Here is a 20,095-nt window from a genome sequence, read left to right on the forward strand (position 1 = left end):
GAGATCCCTAGGGCAATATTTTCGTAAAATTTACTTATTTTTACTCTCTCCTAAAATTTCCATCTGAGTCAGTTCTAATTCCGCTTCTTGGGCAATTTTACTCGAATACGTATTTTTGATAATGTCCTGAAAAATCTGATAGGCCTTATCTTCTCGGCCCATACGGACAAAGGCTTTGCCCGAAATTAAGTACGATTCGAGTCCTTCTTCTGTATTGGGAAATTCTTTATAGATTTTCAGTTCGTTTTCGGCAAGAGCCAAAATATCTCCGGACATTCGGTAGTTGGAACTCAAAATCTTTCGCACTTCTCTGGTTTTCGGATGGCTTGGGTAGAGTAATAAAAAGCTTTTACAGGATTCTACAGATTGGTAGTGGTTCCTATCTTCCAAAAATTCTTTGGCCTTTTGGTAAAGAAGGTCACCTTGTTTGGTGCGTTCATTTGCGAAAATTTGGCTTACGGAACGATCCGCAGTTAGGGGCAAAATTCCCATAAAGAGAAGGAATCCGAGGGTGAAAATGGCTCGTTTTCCTAAAGGCCAGACTGTCGAATTCTGTCTCATTACTAAGAGTTTCGGTCGAAACCTGGTTTCTACTGAACGGGTTTTTCTTCCGATAGGGCAAGAATTTTGGGAATCCCTGTCATATCCCAAAGTTCGGCGGAGGCTCGCATTCGTTTTCCTGTCGGTAAAGGGAAAATAAACCGGCCTTTTCCTTCTGCTCCCGTTTGGAGTTTGATTTGGTGTTTGGTGAGATCTCCCATCCGCCTCTCGCGTAAGGGAGGAATCGGAAAACTTCGCAATTTTTCTTCAGCGGGATAAAGATATAACTGCACCATATAGGAAGTATTGGCCACACCTGTGTATTCGTAATTTAGAATGTAACCTGATTCGGAACCATCTTCATAAGGAAGGATGTTTAGAATTTTGATTTGGTTTTCTTTGGGTAAGATTGTAACTTCTGTCTGCAGAGGTTTTGATTCTGAATGAGAGAGAATCATAGATTCCGGTTCTTTTGCAAAAAAAATCCGTTGGAAGGAAGAATCATAGTCTTCCGGTCGTTTTAAGGGATAATAATTTCCATCACCGAGAATTGAAAGCCGTTTTAGATCTTCTTCTCCCTTCGGATCAATATCAATCCCAAGGACTTGCAAACGGAATTTTTTACCCGCTTGTTTGAGTTGGTAAAGGACAGCTTTTGGGTCACCTTCACAACTTTCGACCCCGTCGGAGATAAAGATAATTTCTGTTTCTTGCACCTCATTTAAGAGGTATTCTCCCACAACACTTAAGGTTTGTGCGATGGGTGTGGATCCTGCCGGAACAATGGAGGAGATTTTTTGGCTCACAACGGAAGCCGCCCCTTTTTGGATGGGGTGATACAAACGAGCAGAAGTACAACCGGCAATTCGATTTCCGTAAGCAACAAGCCCCACACTCACATCTTTTGGAAGTCCGCCCAGTACTTGTAAAAGTTTTTCTTTGGCAACGGCCATTCGAGTTTTGCCATCCCATTTTTCCGACATCGAACCACTGGCATCAAGGATAAACACATATCTTTTGTTAGGTTGTACTTGTGCAGGAAGAGAAGTGAATATAAGTAAAAGAAAATAAATGGTTATGGTTAGGAAACGATTCAAAAACAGATAAATAATGTTTGTTTTTCGATTCCGCACCTGTACAACATCGGCGAAAACCGAATTTGACCTTAGAGGGATTTGGGGTCTAAATAGGGCGGATTTGTCAGGTTGGATTTTACGATCAGGGGAATTCGATCAAAGGAAGAATGTTCCCGAAGGAAACGTAAGATCATTTCGCAGGTGGCACCCCAAAGAAGGCCGTCTCCTAAATCAAAATAATAGGCAAAATGTTCCCGGCCAGGGATCTGAATGGCATAAAAAGGTTTTATCCAAAGATCGGAAAAAGAGAGGAGGATGACCCGATCCACTTCCGCCGTGTTGTGGTAAAAAGAAAAATCACCTTCATAAGTGGCCAAAAACGGAGTGATATGAAATCCCGTCCTTGTGTGAAGGCCTTCCAGTTTTCCTAGAACTTGAAGAGTGGAACGGTGGACACCCATTTCTTCTTCCCATTCCCGAAGAGCTGTGACAAGAAGATTAGGATCTTCTTCTTCTTTCACACCTCCCGGAAAGGAGATTTGGCCTGGATGGGATTTTAAATTTTTAGAACGTTCGGTAAGGATGATTCCTTCTGCAAATTCTTTGGATCCGTAAAGAGGGAAGATCACACCCGATTTGATTTCGGGTGTCTCAGGAATTTCGTCGAAGTTCCGTGAAAGTTTTTCGACAAAGGACCGGTAGGGTAACATCAGCCCTCGTCTTTCGAGTTTTGATTTTTCCTTCGTTTGGCAACAAATGCTTCTTTGGATCTTATGGCCACCAAACGGTTGATCATCGAATCAAAAGGTAATCCTTGGATGGCAGCAAGTAAACTCGGACCGTAGTTTTGAACTTTCCAATCAGAAAATACATGTAATGCTTTTAGTTCTTCCAAATCTTTTGGAGCAGCCCGTAAAATGCTAATCAGTTGTTTGTTAGAAGGAAGAAGAGAATGTTCCATCCGCCTAGCGCGCATAATGCGTAGCCGCCATTTTTTTGCATTTTGGAATTTATGATTTTCGTCTTCGTTTAAATCTTCGCCGTGACGTTTGGAAAGTTCTGATGTGTCGATGGGATCGTTATATTCTGCAATTAAAAGTTTGAAGATTTCGGTTCCATCTTTTTTGCCAAACCATTCAACACATTTTTCTTCGTTAGGTTGTTCTCTCACTGCTTGTGAGAGTCTATCGTTATTAAAAACTCGAAAACTTGCTTTGTTGATTCGTTTTGCTTTTTCATCACGATAACGAAGGAGTTCTAAAATTTTTCTTCTTTCGAGCGGTGTAAAATTTAATATGTCAGGAAATTTTCCGAGAGAAAATCCTTCGCCTTCTTTGGCTACATACTCTTCAGATGCAATGAATTCAAATTCCGATTTTGCTTCATCGTAGAGAGTTCTACGTTTTAGTTCTTCTTCCATCTTTAACCAAATGGATTCTAAATATGCAGTATCTAACGCAGCATATTTGAGTTGTTGTTTTTGGAGAGGACGAAGTTCCCAGTTAGACTTCTGTTCTACTTTAGAAAGCGTAACTTTATGATAATGTTCCACAACATGTGACAAAGAACTTTGTTCTAATGACAACAAACGAGAACTGATCATTGTATCTGCCGTGTTCACAAACTTGAACCCAAAGTCTCTTTTTAAGGCTTTGATGTCGTCTTGTGCCGAGTGGAAGATTTTGAGAATGTTCGGATCTTCGAACAAAGGACCCAAAGCTGACAAATTTGTGATTTTTAGGGGGTCAATCAGGTAGTTTTTGCCATTGGAATTGATCTGGATGAGACAAACTTTGGGATAGTACGTGTAATAACCGGAGGACTCGGTGTCGATTGACATGATTTTGGACTGTCTGAGATTGATCAGAGCTAAATCCAAAGCTTTTGCCGTATCAACGAGAATATAGTTGGAATTGATTTGCATCTAATTGGGATTTTGGAAATACTGCAATTGTCATTCTAACAATGATTCTCCAATCTGACAAACCAAAAGAAGAATGTGCCATATTCGGCATCTACAATAGCAAGGAAGCTGCTAATTTTACCTACCTAGGTTTGTACTCAATGCAACACCGAGGCCAGGAGTCCAGTGGGATCGTCACAACTGATGGATCTCACTTATACCGGTATGCCAATATGGGTCTCGTAGCAAATATCTTCACTCAACCGAAGATCAAAGAGCTCATTGGAGATTCGGCCATTGGCCACAACCGGTATTCCACAACGGGAGCGAGTTTTTTAAGAAATGCTCAGCCCATCCGCGTGGAATCCCACTTAGGTCCTGTGGCTCTGGCGCATAATGGAAACCTGGTGAACTCTTGGGACATCAGAAATCGCCTCGAAAGAGACGGGTCCATCTTCCAAACCACCATTGATTCCGAAGTCATTGTCCACCTTATGGCGAAAAGCCACAAAACGGATTTACTCGAAGCACTCTGTGAGTCGCTAGGGCAAGTTCGTGGTGCCTACTCTCTGTTAGTTTTAACTCCAAGATACCTAATTGCGGTTCGGGATCCGAATGGTTTCCGACCACTCGTGATGGGGAAACGTTCGGATGGAGCCATTGTGTTCGCTTCCGAAACTTGCGCCTTCGACATTACAGAAACAGAATATGTACGTGATGTAGAACCGGGGGAAATGGTTGTGATTGACCATACCGGAGTGCGTTCTCTCTATCCATTCCCAAAAGCAAAACCAAGTCTTTGTATTTTTGAATATATCTACTTTGCAAGACCCGATTCTTATATTTTTGAAGAATCGGTTTACAAAGTAAGGAAGTCACTCGGCCGCCAATTAGCGCGCGTTATGCCAGTGGAAGCCGATGTCATCATTCCAGTTCCTGATTCCGCCAATATTGCAGCCCTTGGTTACAGTGAAGAGTCGGGGATTCCTTACCAAAGTGGCCTTGTTCGTTCCCATTATATTGGTCGAACCTTCATTGAACCGGACCAAAAAATTCGGGACTTTGGAGCCAAAATCAAATACAATGTGGTGAAAGAAGTTGTGAATGGAAAACGAGTGGTCATCATTGACGACTCGGTGATGCGCGGAACCACAAGCCGAAAGATCATTAAAATGATTCGTAACGCGGGTGCCAAAGAAATCCATTTTAGAGTTTCGGCACCTCCTACAGTTTCTCCTTGTTATTACGGAATCGACATTCCCACTCATAAGGAACTCATTGCCTCTACACATAGCATCGATGAAATCCAAAAGTACCTTCGTGTGGATTCCCTTGCTTATTTAACATTGGATACAATGCACAAAGCTGTGGAAGGCCATAAAGGTGGTGGGTTTTGTGATGCTTGTTTTACATCCAATTACCCTGTGGAATTCCAAGACCATGCGGGAAATCAAAAGTCACTGTTTACGGAATACGCGACGGAAGAGTGATGGAAGAGATTGAACTTTCCAAAACCTTTGGTTTTGAAGCGGCCCATTTTTTACCAAATGTTCCGGAAGGACATAAATGCAAAAGAATGCATGGCCATAGCTTTCGGTTTGCAGTTTATCTCAAAGGGCAAATTGATCCTCATACGGGTTGGATTATGGACTTTGGAGAATTAAAATCCATCGTAAAACCAATCTTAGATGAACATTTAGATCATTATGTATTAAATGATGTTCCGGGACTTCAAAATCCAACAAGCGAAAACATTGCAGTTTGGCTTTGGAACCAATTAAAACCAAAATTACCGTTACTTGATAAAATTACGTTATACGAAACTTGCACAAGTTCTTGCGTTTACCGAGGTCCTAAATAGGATTTTTATATGTCTTCAAAATCCACTGGAGCCGTTGTACTTTTGTCAGGTGGTCTGGATTCAACCACCTGTTTGTATGAAGCCTTGCAAGAACATGGCTATCCCAAGGTTAAAAAACCTCCGATTCTTGCTATCTCCTTTCACTATTCCCAAAAACACATCATCGAACTAAAAAAAAGTAAACTTATCACAAGTCGTTTGGGGATTCCTCATGTGGTTCAAAAATTGGATACTGAGTTTTTTTTGGGAAGTTCTCTCACAGAAAAGAAACTAAAAATTCGAAAGAACGCAGGAAAGATTTTAGATTCCAATTCCACAGAAATTCCTAATACTTATGTGCCAGGTCGTAACATTCTTTTTTTGTCTTTTGCCATTTCTTTGGCAGAGGGCCATGGCTATGATTCGGTCTACATTGGAGTCAACGCATTGGATTATTCGGGATATCCCGATTGTCGTCCGGAATTTATTCGAGCTTATCAGGCGATGGTCAATTTAGGGACTAAAACAGGTGTTACAGGGGAGCATTCGATCCAAATTAAAACACCACTTTTGACAATGTCCAAAAAAGAGATCATCCAAAGGGCTTTAGAACTACAAGTTCCACTAAAAGATACGCATTCTTGTTACGATCCTGTAAAGGGGAAACCCTGCGGAAAATGTGACTCATGTCTTCTTCGAAACAAAGGGTTTGCAGAATTAGGAATGACAGATCCCTCTTTAGGGTGAGCCAATGTCTGTATTCTCTACTTTCTAATCCTGAATTTATAGGGACTTTTATGCGAATTCGATTTTGGTTGTTCTTCATGATTTTGACTGCATGGCAGTGTAAAGTTTTGTCATTGAATAATCCTGCTGATGTTCGCTCAGAAGCATTTTGGGAAACGGAGCTCCTTCGTTGTATTTTGGGTGAAACAGATTGTTTCGAAATCCCTCAAGACAATCAAGGTCTTAAGGAATGGACAAGGTTACTTGGCCAGGTTGGTTCTGTTCAGACATTTTCCTCCACTGCTGCTACAGACCGATTCGGTAACACTTATATTTCTGGAACAACAATTGGTTCCATCGGGGGACAGCCCAAGGTATCACCTGGATTAAACAATGACCTCTTCGTTGCGAAATATGATAGTAATGGAAACCTGCTTTGGGTTCGACAGATGGGAAGTACCATTGCCTCTTCGAGTTTCGTAGAACAAATGCATATCGATGTCTTTGGGGATATATATATTGTTGGATCCTCTGCAGGACCCTTTAATGAACTTTCTGCAGTTGGTGCTGGGAGTATTCTAATTAAACTCAGTAGTTCAGGAACAGTAATATGGACACGAATTTTTCCTACAGGTAGTGAAACATTAGGATACGGAGTTACTTCCGATGGAGAAGGGAATGTCTACATTACGGGAAACACCGAAGAAACCAATATTAATGGAGAGGTAGCTGCCGGTGGAAGAAATACTATCCTATTTAAATACAATCGTTTCGGAGATTATGTTTGGACGAGACTCATCGATAATGGGGGTGCAAGCTCTTATGGACAGCAAGTTCAATATGATCCTTATTCTAAAAATATTTTTCTAGTAGGGCAAGTGGGTGCAGCTGCAACATTTTTGGGGAATACACTTCCTGGTGGATCAACAGATTCCTATTTAGTTTCTTTTCATACCAGCGGTGTTGCCCAATGGGTTCGATTTCTAGGTGTTTCTGGGGCATCAACAAGTATAAAGTCCATATCCGTTGATAAAAAAGGCTCCATCTATGTTACAGGATCAACAAACAGTAATTTAGATGGACAAATAAAAGCAGGCACAACGGTCCAAGTTCTTGTTAAATATAGTGTAACGGGTGATAAACTTTGGACTCGTCTTTTGGGAGCTGGTGGTGCGACTGATACTACCGGGAATGGTATTTATGCTGATAATGCATCACATGTTTATATAGTTGGGAATACCAATGGTAACTTGGGTGGATCTACTCTCAATGGACTTCAGGATGTTTATTTATCGAAATATGATGCAGAGGGAAGTTTGGTATGGGCTCGTATGTCTGGCGTTAGTGGGTCTACTACGGATGGGAGAGGAATTTCTTCAAACAAATATGGAACTCTTTATATTACCGGCTCAACCGATGGAAGTATTGATGGCCAAACGAAACAGGGAACATTTGATGCCTATATTATGAAATATAACTAAGGCTAAAAAGGTCAAAAAGAGGGATATAGGGCCAATCGTTATTTTAGATTTGCATCACTTGGAAGTGCAAATTTTCGCTGTGGTACAGTTGAAACTGTGGTTTTGATTCTTATTTTGAATTAAGAATCGCATTCATTACCTTGGAAATCAGGTTCAATGACTAGGATCAGGGCCCCAGTTTGCGTAAAATTCCTGAAAATTTTGTTTCCAAAATGGCCAATTTTTCCATAACTACTACTAGTTTATGGAAATATTTGTTACAGCCGTCACGATTTTCGTCCTAGCGATCTTCGTGGGATTTGAAATCATCACAAAAATCCCTCCCATCCTCCACACCCCACTTATGTCGGGTTCTAACGCCATTTCCGGCATTACCTTGATTGGGGCGCTTTATGCGGCCGGAATCCAGGAAAGTAACATCACCAAAATTTTGGGATTACTCTCTGTTATTTTTGCTACGGTCAACGTAGTGGGTGGGTTTCTCGTAACACACCGAATGCTCGGAATGTTTAAGAAAAAGGATACACCAAAATAATGGAACTAGTCAGCATTCTTAATCTTTCTTATCTTGTTGCTTCCATTCTTTTTATTGTTGGGATCAAACAACTAGCTCATCCAAAAACGGCATCACGAGGAAACTTACTCGGTGCCTTGGGTATGTTCATAGCCGTTGTCGCCACACTTTTTGACCAAGCCATCTTAACTTATGATTGGATCATTGTTGGTGTTCTTATTGGATCTGTGATTGGTATCATCTTAGCGATAAAAATCCAGATGACCGCTATGCCTCAACTTGTGGCTGTTCTCAATGGATTTGGTGGGATTGCTTCTGTTTTTGTAGCAGGTGCCGCATTACAACTTTCCATTCCTAAATATGCATTTGCAGTTAATTACCAAGAAATTGTTTCGATTGTTTTCTCTGCCATTGTTGGTGGAATTACTTTCTCTGGAAGTTTCATCGCCTTCGGTAAGTTACAAGGTTTTATTACAGAAAAAGCTGTCCGTTATCCTGGTGACCAACTTGTCAAAATTCTAGTTGGACTTACTGCTGTGGGACTTGGTGTTTACGGATGTTTAGAACCTACAGATGAATCCATTTATTGGATCTTAAGTGGCGTGAGTTTACTTCTCGGTATCTTCCTTGTGATCCCGATTGGTGGAGCCGACATGCCTGTCGTAATATCCCTTCTCAACTCCTATTCTGGTATCGCTGCTTCAGCAACAGGATTTGTTCTTAACAACAATGTTCTTATTATTTCAGGATCCCTTGTGGGTGCCTCTGGAATCATTCTAACACAAATCATGTGTAAAGCGATGAATCGTAGTTTGACGAATGTTTTATTCGGTGGATTCGGGGCTGTCGCTACAGAAATGAAGGATGATGGCGATTTTTACTCAGGTAAAGTTAAATCAACTAGTGCCGAAGAAGTGGCTATGCTCTTAGATGTTGCAAGAACTGTAGTGATTGTCCCTGGATACGGTATGGCTGTAGCACAAGCGCAACATACAGTACGCGATTTATACCAACTTTTAACAGCTCGCGGTATCGATGTAACATTTGCAATCCATCCAGTGGCAGGACGTATGCCTGGTCATATGAACGTATTACTTGCAGAAGCAGATATTCCTTATGATCGATTGAAAGAGATGGACGAGATCAATAGTACTTTCGAAAATGTTGATGTTGTGATAGTCAATGGTGCGAATGATGTCACTAACCCACTTGCAAAAACAGATCCAAAATCACCGATCGCCGGTATGCCGATTTTGGATGTAGGAAATGCAAAAACGGTAGTTGTGATTAAACGTTCCTTGAGTCCTGGATTTGCGGGAGTGCCTAACCCACTCTTCATCGCTGATAACTGTTTGATGTTGTTTGGTGATGGTAAAAAAGCAACTCAAGAGATGATTGCAGCTTTAAAAGAATCTTAGAGCCGGAAAATATGAAGAAACAAGTCTATATCGTTGATGACCACCCTCTTGTAGTAGATGCACTACAAAACTTAATTGCTAAATCCGAAGATTTAGAGTGCATCGGGAGTGCGGATAACATTGAAAAATCATTTAATGATATAGAAAAATTGCAACCTAGTTTGGTCTTGATTGATATCCAACTCAAACAAAACCAAAATGGTTTGCAATTACTCAAACGCCTTCGAACCACTTTTCCAAATATCGCCGTCATCATTATCAGTATGTTGACGGATGATACCTTTGTAGATCGTGCCTTTAAATTAGGTGCGATGGGTTATGTATTCAAAGAAGACACGACCACACAAATTGTAGAAGCCATCCATACTGTCCTAAAAGGTGATTATTTTGTAAGTTCCTCGCAAGCCACTCGTTTGTTGGGTCACCTTTACAGAGCTTCCCAAAAAGACGAAAAGGATCCAATCGACAGACTTTCCAATCGCGAATTGGAAGTGTTTCTTATGATTGGCGAAGGAATGCCAGTAAAGGAAATTGCAGCCAATATGGGACTTGCTCCCTCTACGATTGAAACTTTACGCTCTCGGATCAAATCCAAACTCAGCATTACGGAAAACGAAAAACTCATCCGTGTGGCTGTAGAGTGGAAATACACCCAAGCTAAAACCGATATCGTCGTATCTTAATTCTTCACAACTATATTTGAACACATGTGTCGATATTCGTATTCAAATATAGTTAATTCAATAGAAGAAAATTAATACCTAAGTTTAAAATAGTGATAAAGTAAATCTTTTCCCTCACGGGAAGAGAGTAACATTCTGTAAGCTTCGGCAATTTTCGATTCGTTTTGAGATTGTTTTTGGATGAAGTGAAAGAAGTCGTTAGCTCTTTCGTCATAACCTAAGTTCAAAAGTAAGTTCAAATAAAAACTTTGGTCGTACTCATCAGCAAACGGTGAGTAGGCGATCGGTCTTAATAGATTTTCGGCATCTCTCCATTTGCGAATTTCAAAATAACATCGTGCGTAAACTTTTTTCTCTCTCCATCCAAGAAGTCTCTGGTTTTTTAAATAGGTAAGAGATTTTTTAGGATCCTTTTCTGTAATATAAATCACACGGCCCATTAAGTGAGATGCCTGGATGTGTTTTGGGTCTTGTTCTAAAATGGTGACAAGTTCTGCTTTTGCTTTTTCCGTTTCATTCAATTCTAAATAAGTTTTTGCCAAAATAAACTTTGCTTCGTTGTAGTTTGCTTTGTATTCTAAAGATTTGTTTAAAGATAAAATCGCATTGTTATAATCTTTTAAAATATAATAAGCAAGTCCTAGATTGTAATGATAAAAAGGATTGTAAGGGGAAATTTGATTGGTTTCCATCCAAGTATTTTTTGCTTCGGACCAACTGTCTTCTTGTGCATAGATCATTCCGAGTAAAAAACTTGCGGCTTCATGATTGGGTTCTTTTTTAAGAGCTTTGTTTAAACTTTCTTTTGCCTCTTGCCATTCCATCCGAGAATACAACAAACTTCCGTTTAAATAGTCATATTCAGGATAAGGTTTATAAACTTCCGATTGGATTTTTTTCCATTCGGTATCAGCTAAAACAAATCTTCCATAACGAAGTGCATTGATAATAGTACGACTGACTTTTTCCAATTCAATTTTTGCATTGATTTCGATGGTTTCTTTGTCTTCTGTTTCTGAATAAACGGAGTTGTTAGATACAAAGAGAAGGAGTCCAAATATTAGAATTTGAATTTTAGCTTTCATAAATTGATTCTAACCATTTCAAAATTTTTAAGTGAGCATCGCGAACTAATTTTATTTTTGAATGAGGAAAAGCAGTCGGAAAGTTTTGATTTTTTGATAAGGAAGATAGAGATCCTAAATAAGGAATTTCAAACTCTAATTCTGCAAATTTTCCTAGGGATTCGTGAATGGGTGTAATCCCTACCAAACAAACTTTTTTCTTATTGGCAATCGACTCCATCATGGTTTGGCCAAAATAGGTCAGGACAAATTCAGAAGATTGAATTTCTTTTAAAAATTGGAAATAGGAAACTCGCGGAAGGTATTTGATGTTTCCTGCTGTTGCTGGAGTTCCTCCGATTCTGGTCACTGAATTTATGTTAGTTGAAGAGTTTCTATTGGTTTGGTTTAAAAACTGTAATAGATAAGTATCAATTTGTTCTGATTCTTTTTGATTGAGATATCCTGCATACACAAGCACACGACCTGGGACTTCGGTTTCCATCCAATCTAATTCGGAGAGTGGGGAACTAAAATAGGAGATAGTCTCTTGATTAGTGTTTGGAGCTAATGGATTGGGTAAAAAGAGACTTGCATTGGATTCATTTGGTAGATGGTGGAGATTATCAATATAAAACTGGTGAGCCAAATCAAATTCGTTTTCCCGAACATCTAAAATATGGGGTAAGTTTGGCGAATTGGAATCAGCTTTTGTAGAAAGTTCTACAATATATCCCTTTATTTCTAAAAACAACGATAGCGATTTACAACGTTCCCAGTGTCCACTCCCAAATAACGATGGTTCTGCGTAAACAATCCGAACTTTTTTTGACTCTTTGTTCAATTTGGGTAAGGGGAAAACCACTTGTTCTACAGAGGAATTTATCGAAAAAAAATCAGGTTTGTCTTTTGTTAGTTGGATGACTTCCTTGGCTCCAAAAAAAGGATCTATTGTTCCTAATTCTTTCCAAAGTTGACAAACGAGCTCATAATCTTTTGATTCATCTACTGTGATACGGAGAGAATTTAGGCTAATATCTGTTAAATGACTGAGATGAGGTGGATGAAGTCTATATTGTTTGTGGATTTCTGGATGTTCTTTGATATGGAGGGAAACATGTTCCCTATGTCTTTCATGGGTTTGGCCTTCAGTTTCATACAGTAAAGACTCTTGTGAAAAACACTCAACACCCATCCCGAGCGGTAGGTCTACCATAGAAAGGCTATAATGAGAGTCGCTGATTGTGGCTATAGCTTCATACAAGTAGCGAATGGATTCTAAATCAATATATGGATTATCGCCTGTTAAACGAAATATATGTTTGGCGTTAAACATACGACTTGCTTTGCGAAAGCGGTCCCGCACATCCTTCTCAGATCCAACAAAGAATTGGTAGTTCCTAAGATTTAAAAAATCGATAAGTTCGCTATCACCTTCAGGAACTAAAAATACAATTTGTCCTTTTGGAAAGACGGTAGAAAGTCGGTTGTGGATGTGGTCCAGGACGGATGTATTTGATTCCTCAGGGATGGATTTTAGAATTTTTTTCGGAAGTCGCGTGGATCCTAGTCTTGCCTGAATGAAGGCAAAACAATCACGCGTTGAAAGTATACCACTCATCACAATTCAAACAAGGAGCGGGAATTCTTTGATGTTCCCCATTAAAACTAAATTTAAAAAAATCTAGCCCCTTTCGCCAAATATCTTTTAAAGATTCTGAATATAAATTTCCAATCACTTCCGTTTGATTTTGTTTGCAAATGGATACATTCCCATCAACAGATACAGATAAATCACGAACTAAATGCCAACAATAGTCTCTGTGGATCGGAGTGAGATCACTTACCCTACGTTCGGGAAGTTTGTTAGCAAAGGTATTGTATTTTTGTAAGATGATGTTGATTCCTTTTTTCTCAAAGAAAGTAAAATACGGATCAATCTCTTCTTCCACTTCTTTCATTTTGATCATTTGAACGTGCAATGATCTGCTTGGGAGAATTTCTGAAAGTAAATCGATTGTCTTTAAAACATTTTCTAGTTCCGCTTTTCCATATAAGGATTTGTAAACTTCTGGTTTCAGAGTAGTAACATTTACAATGATACAAAGTTTTTCTTTCTGAAGAGGGTCCAAACTATTTATGAGAGAAAATAGCGATTCCGTATTTGTATAAAGTGCGGTTTCAATAATGAGTTCTGTTAGAACTTCAAGTTTTAAGATTTCTTTTACTAAAGATTTAAATTCAGGATGGAGGAGGGGTTCTCCATTTCCGCAAAGGCTAATGGTTATGGGGGAGGTGACCTCTGTGTTGAGTTTGGCAATGGTTTTTTTCACATCCTCTAAAGAAACGAAACTTCCATCATTTGTGGTATCAACAAACTCACGCGGACAAAATGTACATTTGAGTTCACAACCTTTATAAATTTCCCATTCCAAATAGGAGGGAGCACTTCGAAATAATTCCGGATTTTCCTTCAGTTTAGAGAGTAGATCCTCGTATCTTAGTTCTCCCAGAGATAACAATCCTTGGATCAGAGTGAAGGAACGAGTGGAGGCTAAACGGAAGTCGAGTCGCAATTGGCGTAGGTCCGGTGCTTGAAAAAAAATATCTACATCATATTGATTAATATTCTTTAAAAAAAACGAATGAACATCTGTTGTCAATGTGTCCGGCAAGGAAGTGAGAAATTCTCGTGTAATGATGGCAGGTGTGAGTCCCGGAGGTAAATTTTCCGAATACGAATACTGACTAAAAAAATTCTTATGACGAACCCATGCTTTTTCTGTTAGGTGAGTGTCAAGTAAGGGAGCTATACCTGTAAAATAAAGAAAACAAACTTCGTCCCAATCTGGATCTTTGAATTTAGATTCTGGTAAAAGTTTTCCTACTTTGAGTAAGAATTCATGTTCTTTGGAAACATCTTCATGGAGTTTGAGTTTGTCTTTTAATGAACTGGAATTGATTTTTTCAGCAAGTGCAGCGTTTGTATTGGTATGAATTTGTATTCCGGGAAATACATTGATCAATCTACGAAGAAACTCTTCCCACAATTCCGCTTTAAAGTTTTGATTTAAAAACTGAATTGATTGGGAGTCCAAATAGACTACCGCAAAACTAGGGTTATAGTCCTTTCGGTTCATCATCAGTCTAGGTTGTATTTTTCTTCCGGGTTACTGATGTTGTGTTCTTTGATGTAAATGGGATCAAAGATCGAAATAGAAGTATTTTTACGCGTATTGGTAACCCATTCTTCAAAAGAGGTTTGTTCCTTTTCTCTGAATAAAAAACCTTGGATTCCTTTTCTGACAGCATCCAAAGGTGTGGGTCTCATTCCTTCAATATAAACTAAACAATAACGTTTGCGATCATCTCGAAAAACTTCAGAAATTTTTCCAGGACCACCTACTTGAGATAATATGGAGGCAGTGGTTGGATGTGTTTTAAATAATTCAAAAGTGGGAACCCAGTTGACCAAACCTCCGTTCAAACGATATCGCGATTCATTTCTAGGGCCAGACGCAACTAGTTTAAAGAAGGATGGGTCTTTTAAAGATTTGTTTTTTATTTCAGTGAGTTCGTTAAAAACTCGAGTCTCCTCATCGATGGATGTATTTGATGGTGATAAAACTATTTCTCGAAATTTAAATTCGGATCCCACCTTCGCCTTGTTTTTGTTATACCATGCTTGGATTTCTTGTTCTGAAGGGAGAGGGGGACTTACCTTAATTTGTAAGAGTTGGCCTTTTTTAATTTGGTAAGGTAAATCTTCCAACCAAACATCATAGGGTAAATTAAATTGGGTTTGGACTGCTTTTTTAAATTGTTCAAGATCGCTGATCCCCTGCGCTTCCATCCGTTTTTGGATTTCTGCTTCGATCCGTTTTTCATTGACTTGAATGGATTCTTCATCGGCAACATTGTCCACCACAGCTCGATCAATTAAAAAATCGATGACCTGGGCGTGAAGGGATCCTTTTTTGCGATAGTTTGGAAAGAATCGGGAAAGGTTTTTATAACGTTCGATTCCTTCTTCATAATCCAAAGTAGAAATGGATTTGGGGCCAACAATCGCCATAACCGCATTTAAAGATTCGTAGGAATTTAAACTCTGGTTAGGGGCAAATAATAGGCTTAAGACAAGAACCGGTGCAAAAAATAAAACGAAAACTCGAGACATTCGTGATCCTTCTTGCATACGGTCGTAAACTTACCCGATGAACGTGGTATGTAAAGCCTTTACTGCATCTTCCGCTTGGTTTTGTTTGATGACACAGGAGATTTTAATCTCGGAAGTGGAAATCATTTCAATGTTGATGTTTTTTTCCGCAAGCGATTGAAACATTTTAGCGGCCACACCTACATGAGATTTCATACCAACTCCTACCGCAGAAACGATAGAGATATTTTCATCGAATTCTGCCTTTCCATTTCCGTGGTCTTTTGCATAAGTTTCGATTATTGGTTTGGCAGCCGATAGGTCTTTTTTCGCAATCGTAAAGGAAATGGTATTGATTCCATCTCTTGGAGAAGACTGGACAATGACATCTACAATCACATCTTTATTTGCTAATTGAGTAAACAACTCCGCAGCGATTCCGGGTTTGTCTTTTACATCGGCAATGGTCACACGGGCTTGGTCACCTTTGGCTGTGACTCCACTTACTTTCATTTTTTCCATAATTTTGTCCTCACTCATCACTAAAGTTCCCGGTTTGTCGTGGAAACTGGATCGTACGTGGATGACCACGTTATAGTTCATACCTAATTCCACACTCCGAGAGTGAAGGACTCCAGCACCAAGGCTTGCTAGTTCCAACATTTCTTCGTATGTAATTTGTTTGTGCATCTTTGCCGTTGGAATCTTTCGTGGGTCGGCTGTATAAACCCCATCCACGTCTGTATAAATTTCACATTCATCGGCACCAAGGGCGGCAGCAAGAGCCACAGCAGAGGTATCACTTCCCCCACGGCCAAGGGTGACAATATTTTCGTCTTTATCAATTCCCTGGAAACCCGCAACGATGACCACCTTCCCTTTGTTAAATGCTTCATCGATGCGCGAACGATCAATCATTTCGATCTTTCCGTTAGAGAAGTTTCCATCGGTTAGTATTTTTAATTGAGAGCCGGTAAAAGACTGAGCAGGAACTCCGAGTTCATTCAATGCGATGGCAAGAAGAGCAATCGACACTTGTTCGCCCGTAGAAAGCAACATGTCCATTTCCCGTTTCGGAGGATTTTTAGAAATCTGGTCAGCCAAGTCGACAAGTTCGTCTGTAGTATGTCCCATTGCAGAAACTACAACGGCAACTTTTTGGCCTTCGTCGTGGTAACGTTTGATACGTTTGGCCACATTTTGGATTTTAGTGGTGTCACCAACGGAGGTTCCACCGTATTTTTGGACAACGATTTTCGATGACATGGGTTTATGGACAGGGTGCTACAAGCAAATCGGGAATCAAGTAGAATGAATTTTTTTGCAACCAAACGGCAGTAGCGGACTCCAATAGTTATAGGTTTATTTGCATGAATTCTTCTTCCTCTACTGTTGGGCCAGTTGTCAAAGAACAGGCACCCTTACTTTTCCTAATTTTGTTCTTTTTGGTTCAGGCCACTGTCCTTACCGTTTTCACAGTTCCCTTTTCCTGGTCTCTCGTTTGGGTCGCTGTGGGTTCTTATTTTCTAAGAATGTTTGGAATTACCGCTGCCTACCATCGTTACTTTTCCCACGCATCGTTCAAAACCTCTCGAGTTTTCCAATTTGTTTTGGCTTGGATTGGGGCTATGGCAATGCAAAAGGGTCCTCTTTGGTGGGCCGCTCACCACAGAAACCATCACAAATATTCTGATACAGAAAAGGACATTCATTCCCCTAGTCGCAAAGGGTTTTGGTATTCCCATATGTTTTGGTTTCTCCGAGATGATTATAACGATTATGAAGCCAAACTCATTCCTGATTTTTATAAGTATCCAGAACTTCGATTTTTAGATCGTTACCATTGGATTGCTCCTTTAAGTTATGCGGTATTCCTTTATACCGTTGGTGGTTGGGGTTGGCTTGTGTATGGGTATGCAGTTTCTACTTTTATTCTAGGACATGCCACGTGGACCATCAATTCACTTTCGCATGTTTATGGTTCGGTTCGTTACGATTCCCGGGACACAAGCAAAAACAATCTCTGGCTTGCCATTCTTACTATGGGAGAAGGTTGGCATAACAACCACCACTACTATTGTTCTTCTGCGAACCAAGGTTTCTATTGGTATGAAGTCGATATTTCTTATTATATTTTAAAGGCACTTAGCTTATTTGGGATTGTTTGGGACTTAAAAAAACCACCAAAGAAAGTATTGGATGAAGGACTTCTTCGTGACCAAGAGCAAAAAGAATTAAGAGAATCTATGCGTCAGGAAAAACAAAGAGCAAAGGTCAAAAATAAAGTAGGAGTGCTTTCTACTTAAGAGTTCATACTCCTAATCGTTTGCGAATGTCTGCTGGGATACTTTGGATCGAATCGTATCTTTTTTTCTTTCCGCCCGGCAGTGACACGTAATAGAATCCATTGATCATTTCTAAAAAGTAATCTTCTCCTTTTTCTCCTAAGGATCTGTTATCCAGTTCCTTTACCATTTTTTGGTATTTGGAAGGAAGGAGATTCCAATTCATATAATTAGTAACCACCCCTTGGTCATTCACGGTATAAGCACCATCTTGGTGAAGGATTTTGGTTCCATTATAATCAAAAACTTCCATCACCTTTAGGTTTGTGTCTTTTGCCGATTTAGAATCCTTCTTGGATTTATCTGGAGAAGGATTGGATGATTCATTCGAACCAGATCCTTGTTTTGATTTTTGATTGGCAGTTGTTTCTTTTTTTCTTAATTTACCAAATAAGAGTAAAAAAATACCAGCAAACATTAATGATGCGAATAAAAAAATCTCAGTTGTGGATAAATCAAATAAGTAACGCCACATAATTATTTAAAACTTGTCCCAATGTTTTTACAAGAATCGGGAATATACCCTTCTATATTCCAAGTAAGACAATCGATGAGTTCAATGGCTCGAAAACAAAGTTTCAGATCATCAATTTTGGCTCGCCCCAACAGGAGAGCTCCTGGTAGTTTGTTGGTTCCGCAGGCAGAATTCTTTAAGGCGTAGGTTTCAAAGATCTTTTGGTTTCCTTCTTGTGCGGAATAAAACAAGTCGTCTCGATTTTGAATGCAATGGAAAGATAACCCAGAAAAAACGAAGAGGATCCATACCCTCGAAAGAAACCATTTCATTTTTTAAGTTTGATCCGAGAGACTTCCCGAACAGGAATGGGAACTTTTCCAAACACACTATCTATTTCGACAGTCCCGTAAATTTCGAATTCCGCATCTTCTCCACGTCTAGCTGTCTCAGAGAGTTGTTTTGCTAAAAGTAAAAGTTTAGGAAGAATCGATTGTTTTTGCTCGGGAATGAGTTTCAGAACTACTGTGGAAGTTGAGTTTGGATCCACTTCGAGGGGAGTTTCGTTTTGGAGTTTTCCAATGTACTCTTTTCCATTCGCGGTGATGAGTTGGATTTCCAAATCAAATTTATAGATATTGACCTTGGTATTGTTAGGATTCTCTACGGAAATTTCCGGATACAAATCCACAAGAGGAATGAGGGGAAAGTTTGGGTTTGGTTTTAGATCGATACGAACATCCACCAAATCAAACTTACACGCCTTAAGACTTTCTAAATTTTTCTTTGTATCACTCAAACAATGAGTGAAGGTAAAAAAAGATACGAAAGCGAATGAAAATAATAATCTACGGACCAAATACTACCTTCCCTTCGGTCATATGTTGTTTATAAAATTCCAAACCTTCTTTGTATTCCTCAAACTTAAATCGTTTGTTGATTTTGGTTTGGAAAACGGTTTTAAGAAATTTTTGTGCTTCTTTGGCTTGTTTTTGAAATTCTTCCAAACCAATTTCATAAATCCAAGAAGATAACCAAAATCCCTCGATCTTTTTGTTTTGAAACAACATGATTCCCGCGTTGACTGCAAATGGTTTTTCGGACAAAGCCCCGTAACATACAATCTTTGAGCCATAAGGCATACATTCCACAAGAGATTGTGCTGTTTCACCGGCAACGGCATCGATAGCATAGGTTGCGTTTAGTTTTTTGGAAATTTTATATAAGTCTTTTTGATAGTTGGGGGAAGAGGAGTTGAGAATGTTTTCTGCTCCAATGGCCAGAAGACTGTCCTCTTGTTCTTTTTTTCGCACAACATTGATTAGCGGAATTCCCCGTTCTTTACATAGTCGCACTACCATTTTGCCTAGGGCACTGGCTGCGGCAGTTTGAATCATGGCAGGATGAGCTTCTTTCGAACAACGAGAGACCATAGCCCAAGCAGTCATGGGGTTTACAAAAAAACTAGATCCTTCATCAAGAGTCACTCCATCCACTAACGGCAAACAGTTGTCTTCGGTAGTGATCATGTATTCGGCCCAGGACCCATCGTTTTGAGGTGCCACGCAGGAGACATTCATTCCCACTTTCAGGGTTTTGATGGCACTCCCTACGGCATCGACAACTCCACTGGCTTCGAAACCCGCAGACACAGGTGCTTTTTTCTTAAAACCATAAAGCCCTCGAATGAACATTAGGTCGGAAGGATTGATGGGAGAAAGATGGATTTTGATTCGAACTTCATTTTCCTTCGGTGTAGGAATTTCTTTTTCCCTGAGTTCTAATTGTGGTTCGGATTCGTCGTATTTTAGGATGGTGACTGCTTTCATCTCGTCCCATTCAGTCATTTAAAATCTGCTTGCCAACTCTTTCTTTCAAAGGAAGAATTTTAAGTC

The 20,095-nt window shown here is 39.7% G+C and carries 21 protein-coding genes; 8 read left to right on the forward strand and 13 right to left on the reverse strand.

Annotated elements, in window-relative coordinates; all coding sequences use genetic code 11:
• Nucleotides 1-30: 30 nt before the first annotated feature.
• The 4 genes from JWG40_RS15240 to JWG40_RS15255 all read right to left on the reverse strand — a co-directional run bounded on the left by JWG40_RS15240 (nt 31) and on the right by JWG40_RS15255 (nt 3,540).
• Entirely contained in the window at nt 31-561 is a 531-nt protein-coding gene (locus tag JWG40_RS15240) for a tetratricopeptide repeat protein (RefSeq protein ID WP_205286618.1), read from the reverse strand.
• A 29-nt stretch (nt 562-590) separates the two neighbouring features.
• The gene (locus JWG40_RS15245) at nt 591-1,619 is read right to left on the reverse strand and encodes a vWA domain-containing protein (protein ID WP_408611535.1); all 1,029 of its coding nucleotides are present in this window, start codon (nt 1,617-1,619) and stop codon (nt 591-593) included.
• Between the two features lie 86 nt (nt 1,620-1,705).
• Nucleotides 1,706-2,329, reverse strand: a complete 624-nt coding sequence (locus JWG40_RS15250; protein ID WP_408611536.1) for an NUDIX hydrolase — start codon at nt 2,327-2,329, stop codon at nt 1,706-1,708.
• Nucleotides 2,326-3,540 carry a ribonuclease D gene (locus JWG40_RS15255; protein ID WP_205286621.1) on the reverse strand — a complete coding sequence of 405 codons (1,215 nt, stop codon included), beginning with the start codon at nt 3,538-3,540 and terminating at the stop codon, nt 2,326-2,328. The genes JWG40_RS15250 and JWG40_RS15255 overlap by 4 nt, the downstream gene beginning before the upstream one ends.
• Before the next feature lie 41 nt (nt 3,541-3,581).
• On the opposite strand from JWG40_RS15255, the gene purF reads away from it, so the two are divergent.
• The 7 genes from purF to JWG40_RS15290 all read left to right on the forward strand — a co-directional run bounded on the left by purF (nt 3,582) and on the right by JWG40_RS15290 (nt 10,181).
• The gene (gene purF / locus JWG40_RS15260) at nt 3,582-5,009 is read left to right on the forward strand and encodes an amidophosphoribosyltransferase (protein ID WP_205286622.1); all 1,428 of its coding nucleotides are present in this window, start codon (nt 3,582-3,584) and stop codon (nt 5,007-5,009) included.
• Nucleotides 5,009-5,380 (forward strand): 6-carboxytetrahydropterin synthase QueD, encoded by a 372-nt coding sequence (queD, locus tag JWG40_RS15265; protein ID WP_205286623.1) that lies wholly within the window; start codon nt 5,009-5,011, stop codon nt 5,378-5,380. The genes purF and queD overlap by 1 nt, the downstream gene beginning before the upstream one ends.
• Nucleotides 5,381-5,389: 9 nt before the next feature.
• The gene (gene queC, locus JWG40_RS15270) at nt 5,390-6,106 is read left to right on the forward strand and encodes a 7-cyano-7-deazaguanine synthase QueC (RefSeq protein WP_205286624.1); all 717 of its coding nucleotides are present in this window, start codon (nt 5,390-5,392) and stop codon (nt 6,104-6,106) included.
• A gap of 50 nt (nt 6,107-6,156) precedes the next feature.
• The gene (locus tag JWG40_RS15275; protein ID WP_232369403.1) at nt 6,157-7,566 is read left to right on the forward strand and encodes an SBBP repeat-containing protein; all 1,410 of its coding nucleotides are present in this window, start codon (nt 6,157-6,159) and stop codon (nt 7,564-7,566) included.
• Between the two features lie 244 nt (nt 7,567-7,810).
• Complete coding sequence (locus tag JWG40_RS15280; RefSeq protein WP_135749844.1) at nt 7,811-8,101, forward strand: NAD(P) transhydrogenase subunit alpha part 2; 291 nt, start codon at nt 7,811-7,813, stop codon at nt 8,099-8,101.
• Nucleotides 8,101-9,498, forward strand: coding sequence for an NAD(P)(+) transhydrogenase (Re/Si-specific) subunit beta (locus tag JWG40_RS15285; RefSeq protein ID WP_205286625.1), 1,398 nt, complete (start codon nt 8,101-8,103; stop codon nt 9,496-9,498). The genes JWG40_RS15280 and JWG40_RS15285 overlap by 1 nt, the downstream gene beginning before the upstream one ends.
• Nucleotides 9,499-9,509: 11 nt before the next feature.
• Nucleotides 9,510-10,181 (forward strand): response regulator transcription factor, encoded by a 672-nt coding sequence (locus tag JWG40_RS15290; protein WP_002977218.1) that lies wholly within the window; start codon nt 9,510-9,512, stop codon nt 10,179-10,181.
• Nucleotides 10,182-10,252: 71 nt separating this feature from the next.
• Here JWG40_RS15290 and JWG40_RS15295 read toward each other — a convergent pair whose 3' ends face one another.
• Genes JWG40_RS15295 through JWG40_RS15315 form a run of 5 tightly spaced genes read right to left on the reverse strand, consistent with a single transcriptional unit; the run spans nt 10,253 to nt 16,667 of the window.
• Nucleotides 10,253-11,266, reverse strand: a complete 1,014-nt coding sequence (locus JWG40_RS15295; RefSeq protein ID WP_205286626.1) for a tetratricopeptide repeat protein — start codon at nt 11,264-11,266, stop codon at nt 10,253-10,255.
• Nucleotides 11,256-12,866: a cytidylyltransferase domain-containing protein gene (locus JWG40_RS15300; protein WP_205286627.1), complete on the reverse strand. Its 1,611-nt coding sequence runs from the start codon at nt 12,864-12,866 to the stop codon at nt 11,256-11,258. Before JWG40_RS15300 ends, JWG40_RS15295 begins: the two co-directional genes overlap by 11 nt.
• Complete coding sequence (locus JWG40_RS15305; RefSeq protein WP_205286628.1) at nt 12,841-14,388, reverse strand: spiro-SPASM protein; 1,548 nt, start codon at nt 14,386-14,388, stop codon at nt 12,841-12,843. Before JWG40_RS15305 ends, JWG40_RS15300 begins: the two co-directional genes overlap by 26 nt.
• A complete protein-coding gene (locus JWG40_RS15310) occupies nt 14,388-15,422 on the reverse strand; it encodes a putative peptidyl-prolyl cis-trans isomerase (RefSeq protein ID WP_232369404.1) in 1,035 nt (344 codons plus the stop codon). The genes JWG40_RS15305 and JWG40_RS15310 overlap by 1 nt, the downstream gene beginning before the upstream one ends.
• Before the next feature lie 30 nt (nt 15,423-15,452).
• Entirely contained in the window at nt 15,453-16,667 is a 1,215-nt protein-coding gene (locus JWG40_RS15315) for an aspartate kinase (protein WP_002972483.1), read from the reverse strand.
• A gap of 104 nt (nt 16,668-16,771) precedes the next feature.
• Between JWG40_RS15315 and JWG40_RS15320 the strand changes: the two genes are divergently transcribed.
• A complete protein-coding gene (locus JWG40_RS15320; protein ID WP_205286630.1) occupies nt 16,772-17,707 on the forward strand; it encodes an acyl-CoA desaturase in 936 nt (311 codons plus the stop codon).
• A gap of 4 nt (nt 17,708-17,711) precedes the next feature.
• On the opposite strand, the gene JWG40_RS15325 is transcribed toward JWG40_RS15320, so the two are convergent.
• From JWG40_RS15325 to JWG40_RS15340, 4 genes are read right to left on the reverse strand one after another with little or no spacing between them, the layout of a single operon-like run.
• The gene (locus JWG40_RS15325) at nt 17,712-18,221 is read right to left on the reverse strand and encodes a hypothetical protein (RefSeq protein ID WP_205286631.1); all 510 of its coding nucleotides are present in this window, start codon (nt 18,219-18,221) and stop codon (nt 17,712-17,714) included.
• 2 nt (nt 18,222-18,223) lie between these two features.
• Nucleotides 18,224-18,532, reverse strand: coding sequence for an LIC13255 family lipoprotein (locus tag JWG40_RS15330; protein ID WP_205286632.1), 309 nt, complete (start codon nt 18,530-18,532; stop codon nt 18,224-18,226).
• Nucleotides 18,529-19,059: an LEA/WHy family protein gene (locus JWG40_RS15335; RefSeq protein ID WP_205286633.1), complete on the reverse strand. Its 531-nt coding sequence runs from the start codon at nt 19,057-19,059 to the stop codon at nt 18,529-18,531. Before JWG40_RS15335 ends, JWG40_RS15330 begins: the two co-directional genes overlap by 4 nt.
• On the reverse strand, nt 19,049-20,047 hold the full coding sequence (locus JWG40_RS15340) for a zinc-binding dehydrogenase (protein ID WP_205286634.1): 999 nt from the start codon (nt 20,045-20,047) through the stop codon (nt 19,049-19,051). Before JWG40_RS15340 ends, JWG40_RS15335 begins: the two co-directional genes overlap by 11 nt.
• Between the last annotated feature and the right edge of the window lie 48 nt (nt 20,048-20,095).

The sequence above is a fragment of the Leptospira abararensis genome (assembly GCF_016918735.1).
In the GTDB taxonomy this organism is placed as follows: domain Bacteria; phylum Spirochaetota; class Leptospiria; order Leptospirales; family Leptospiraceae; genus Leptospira_A; species Leptospira_A abararensis.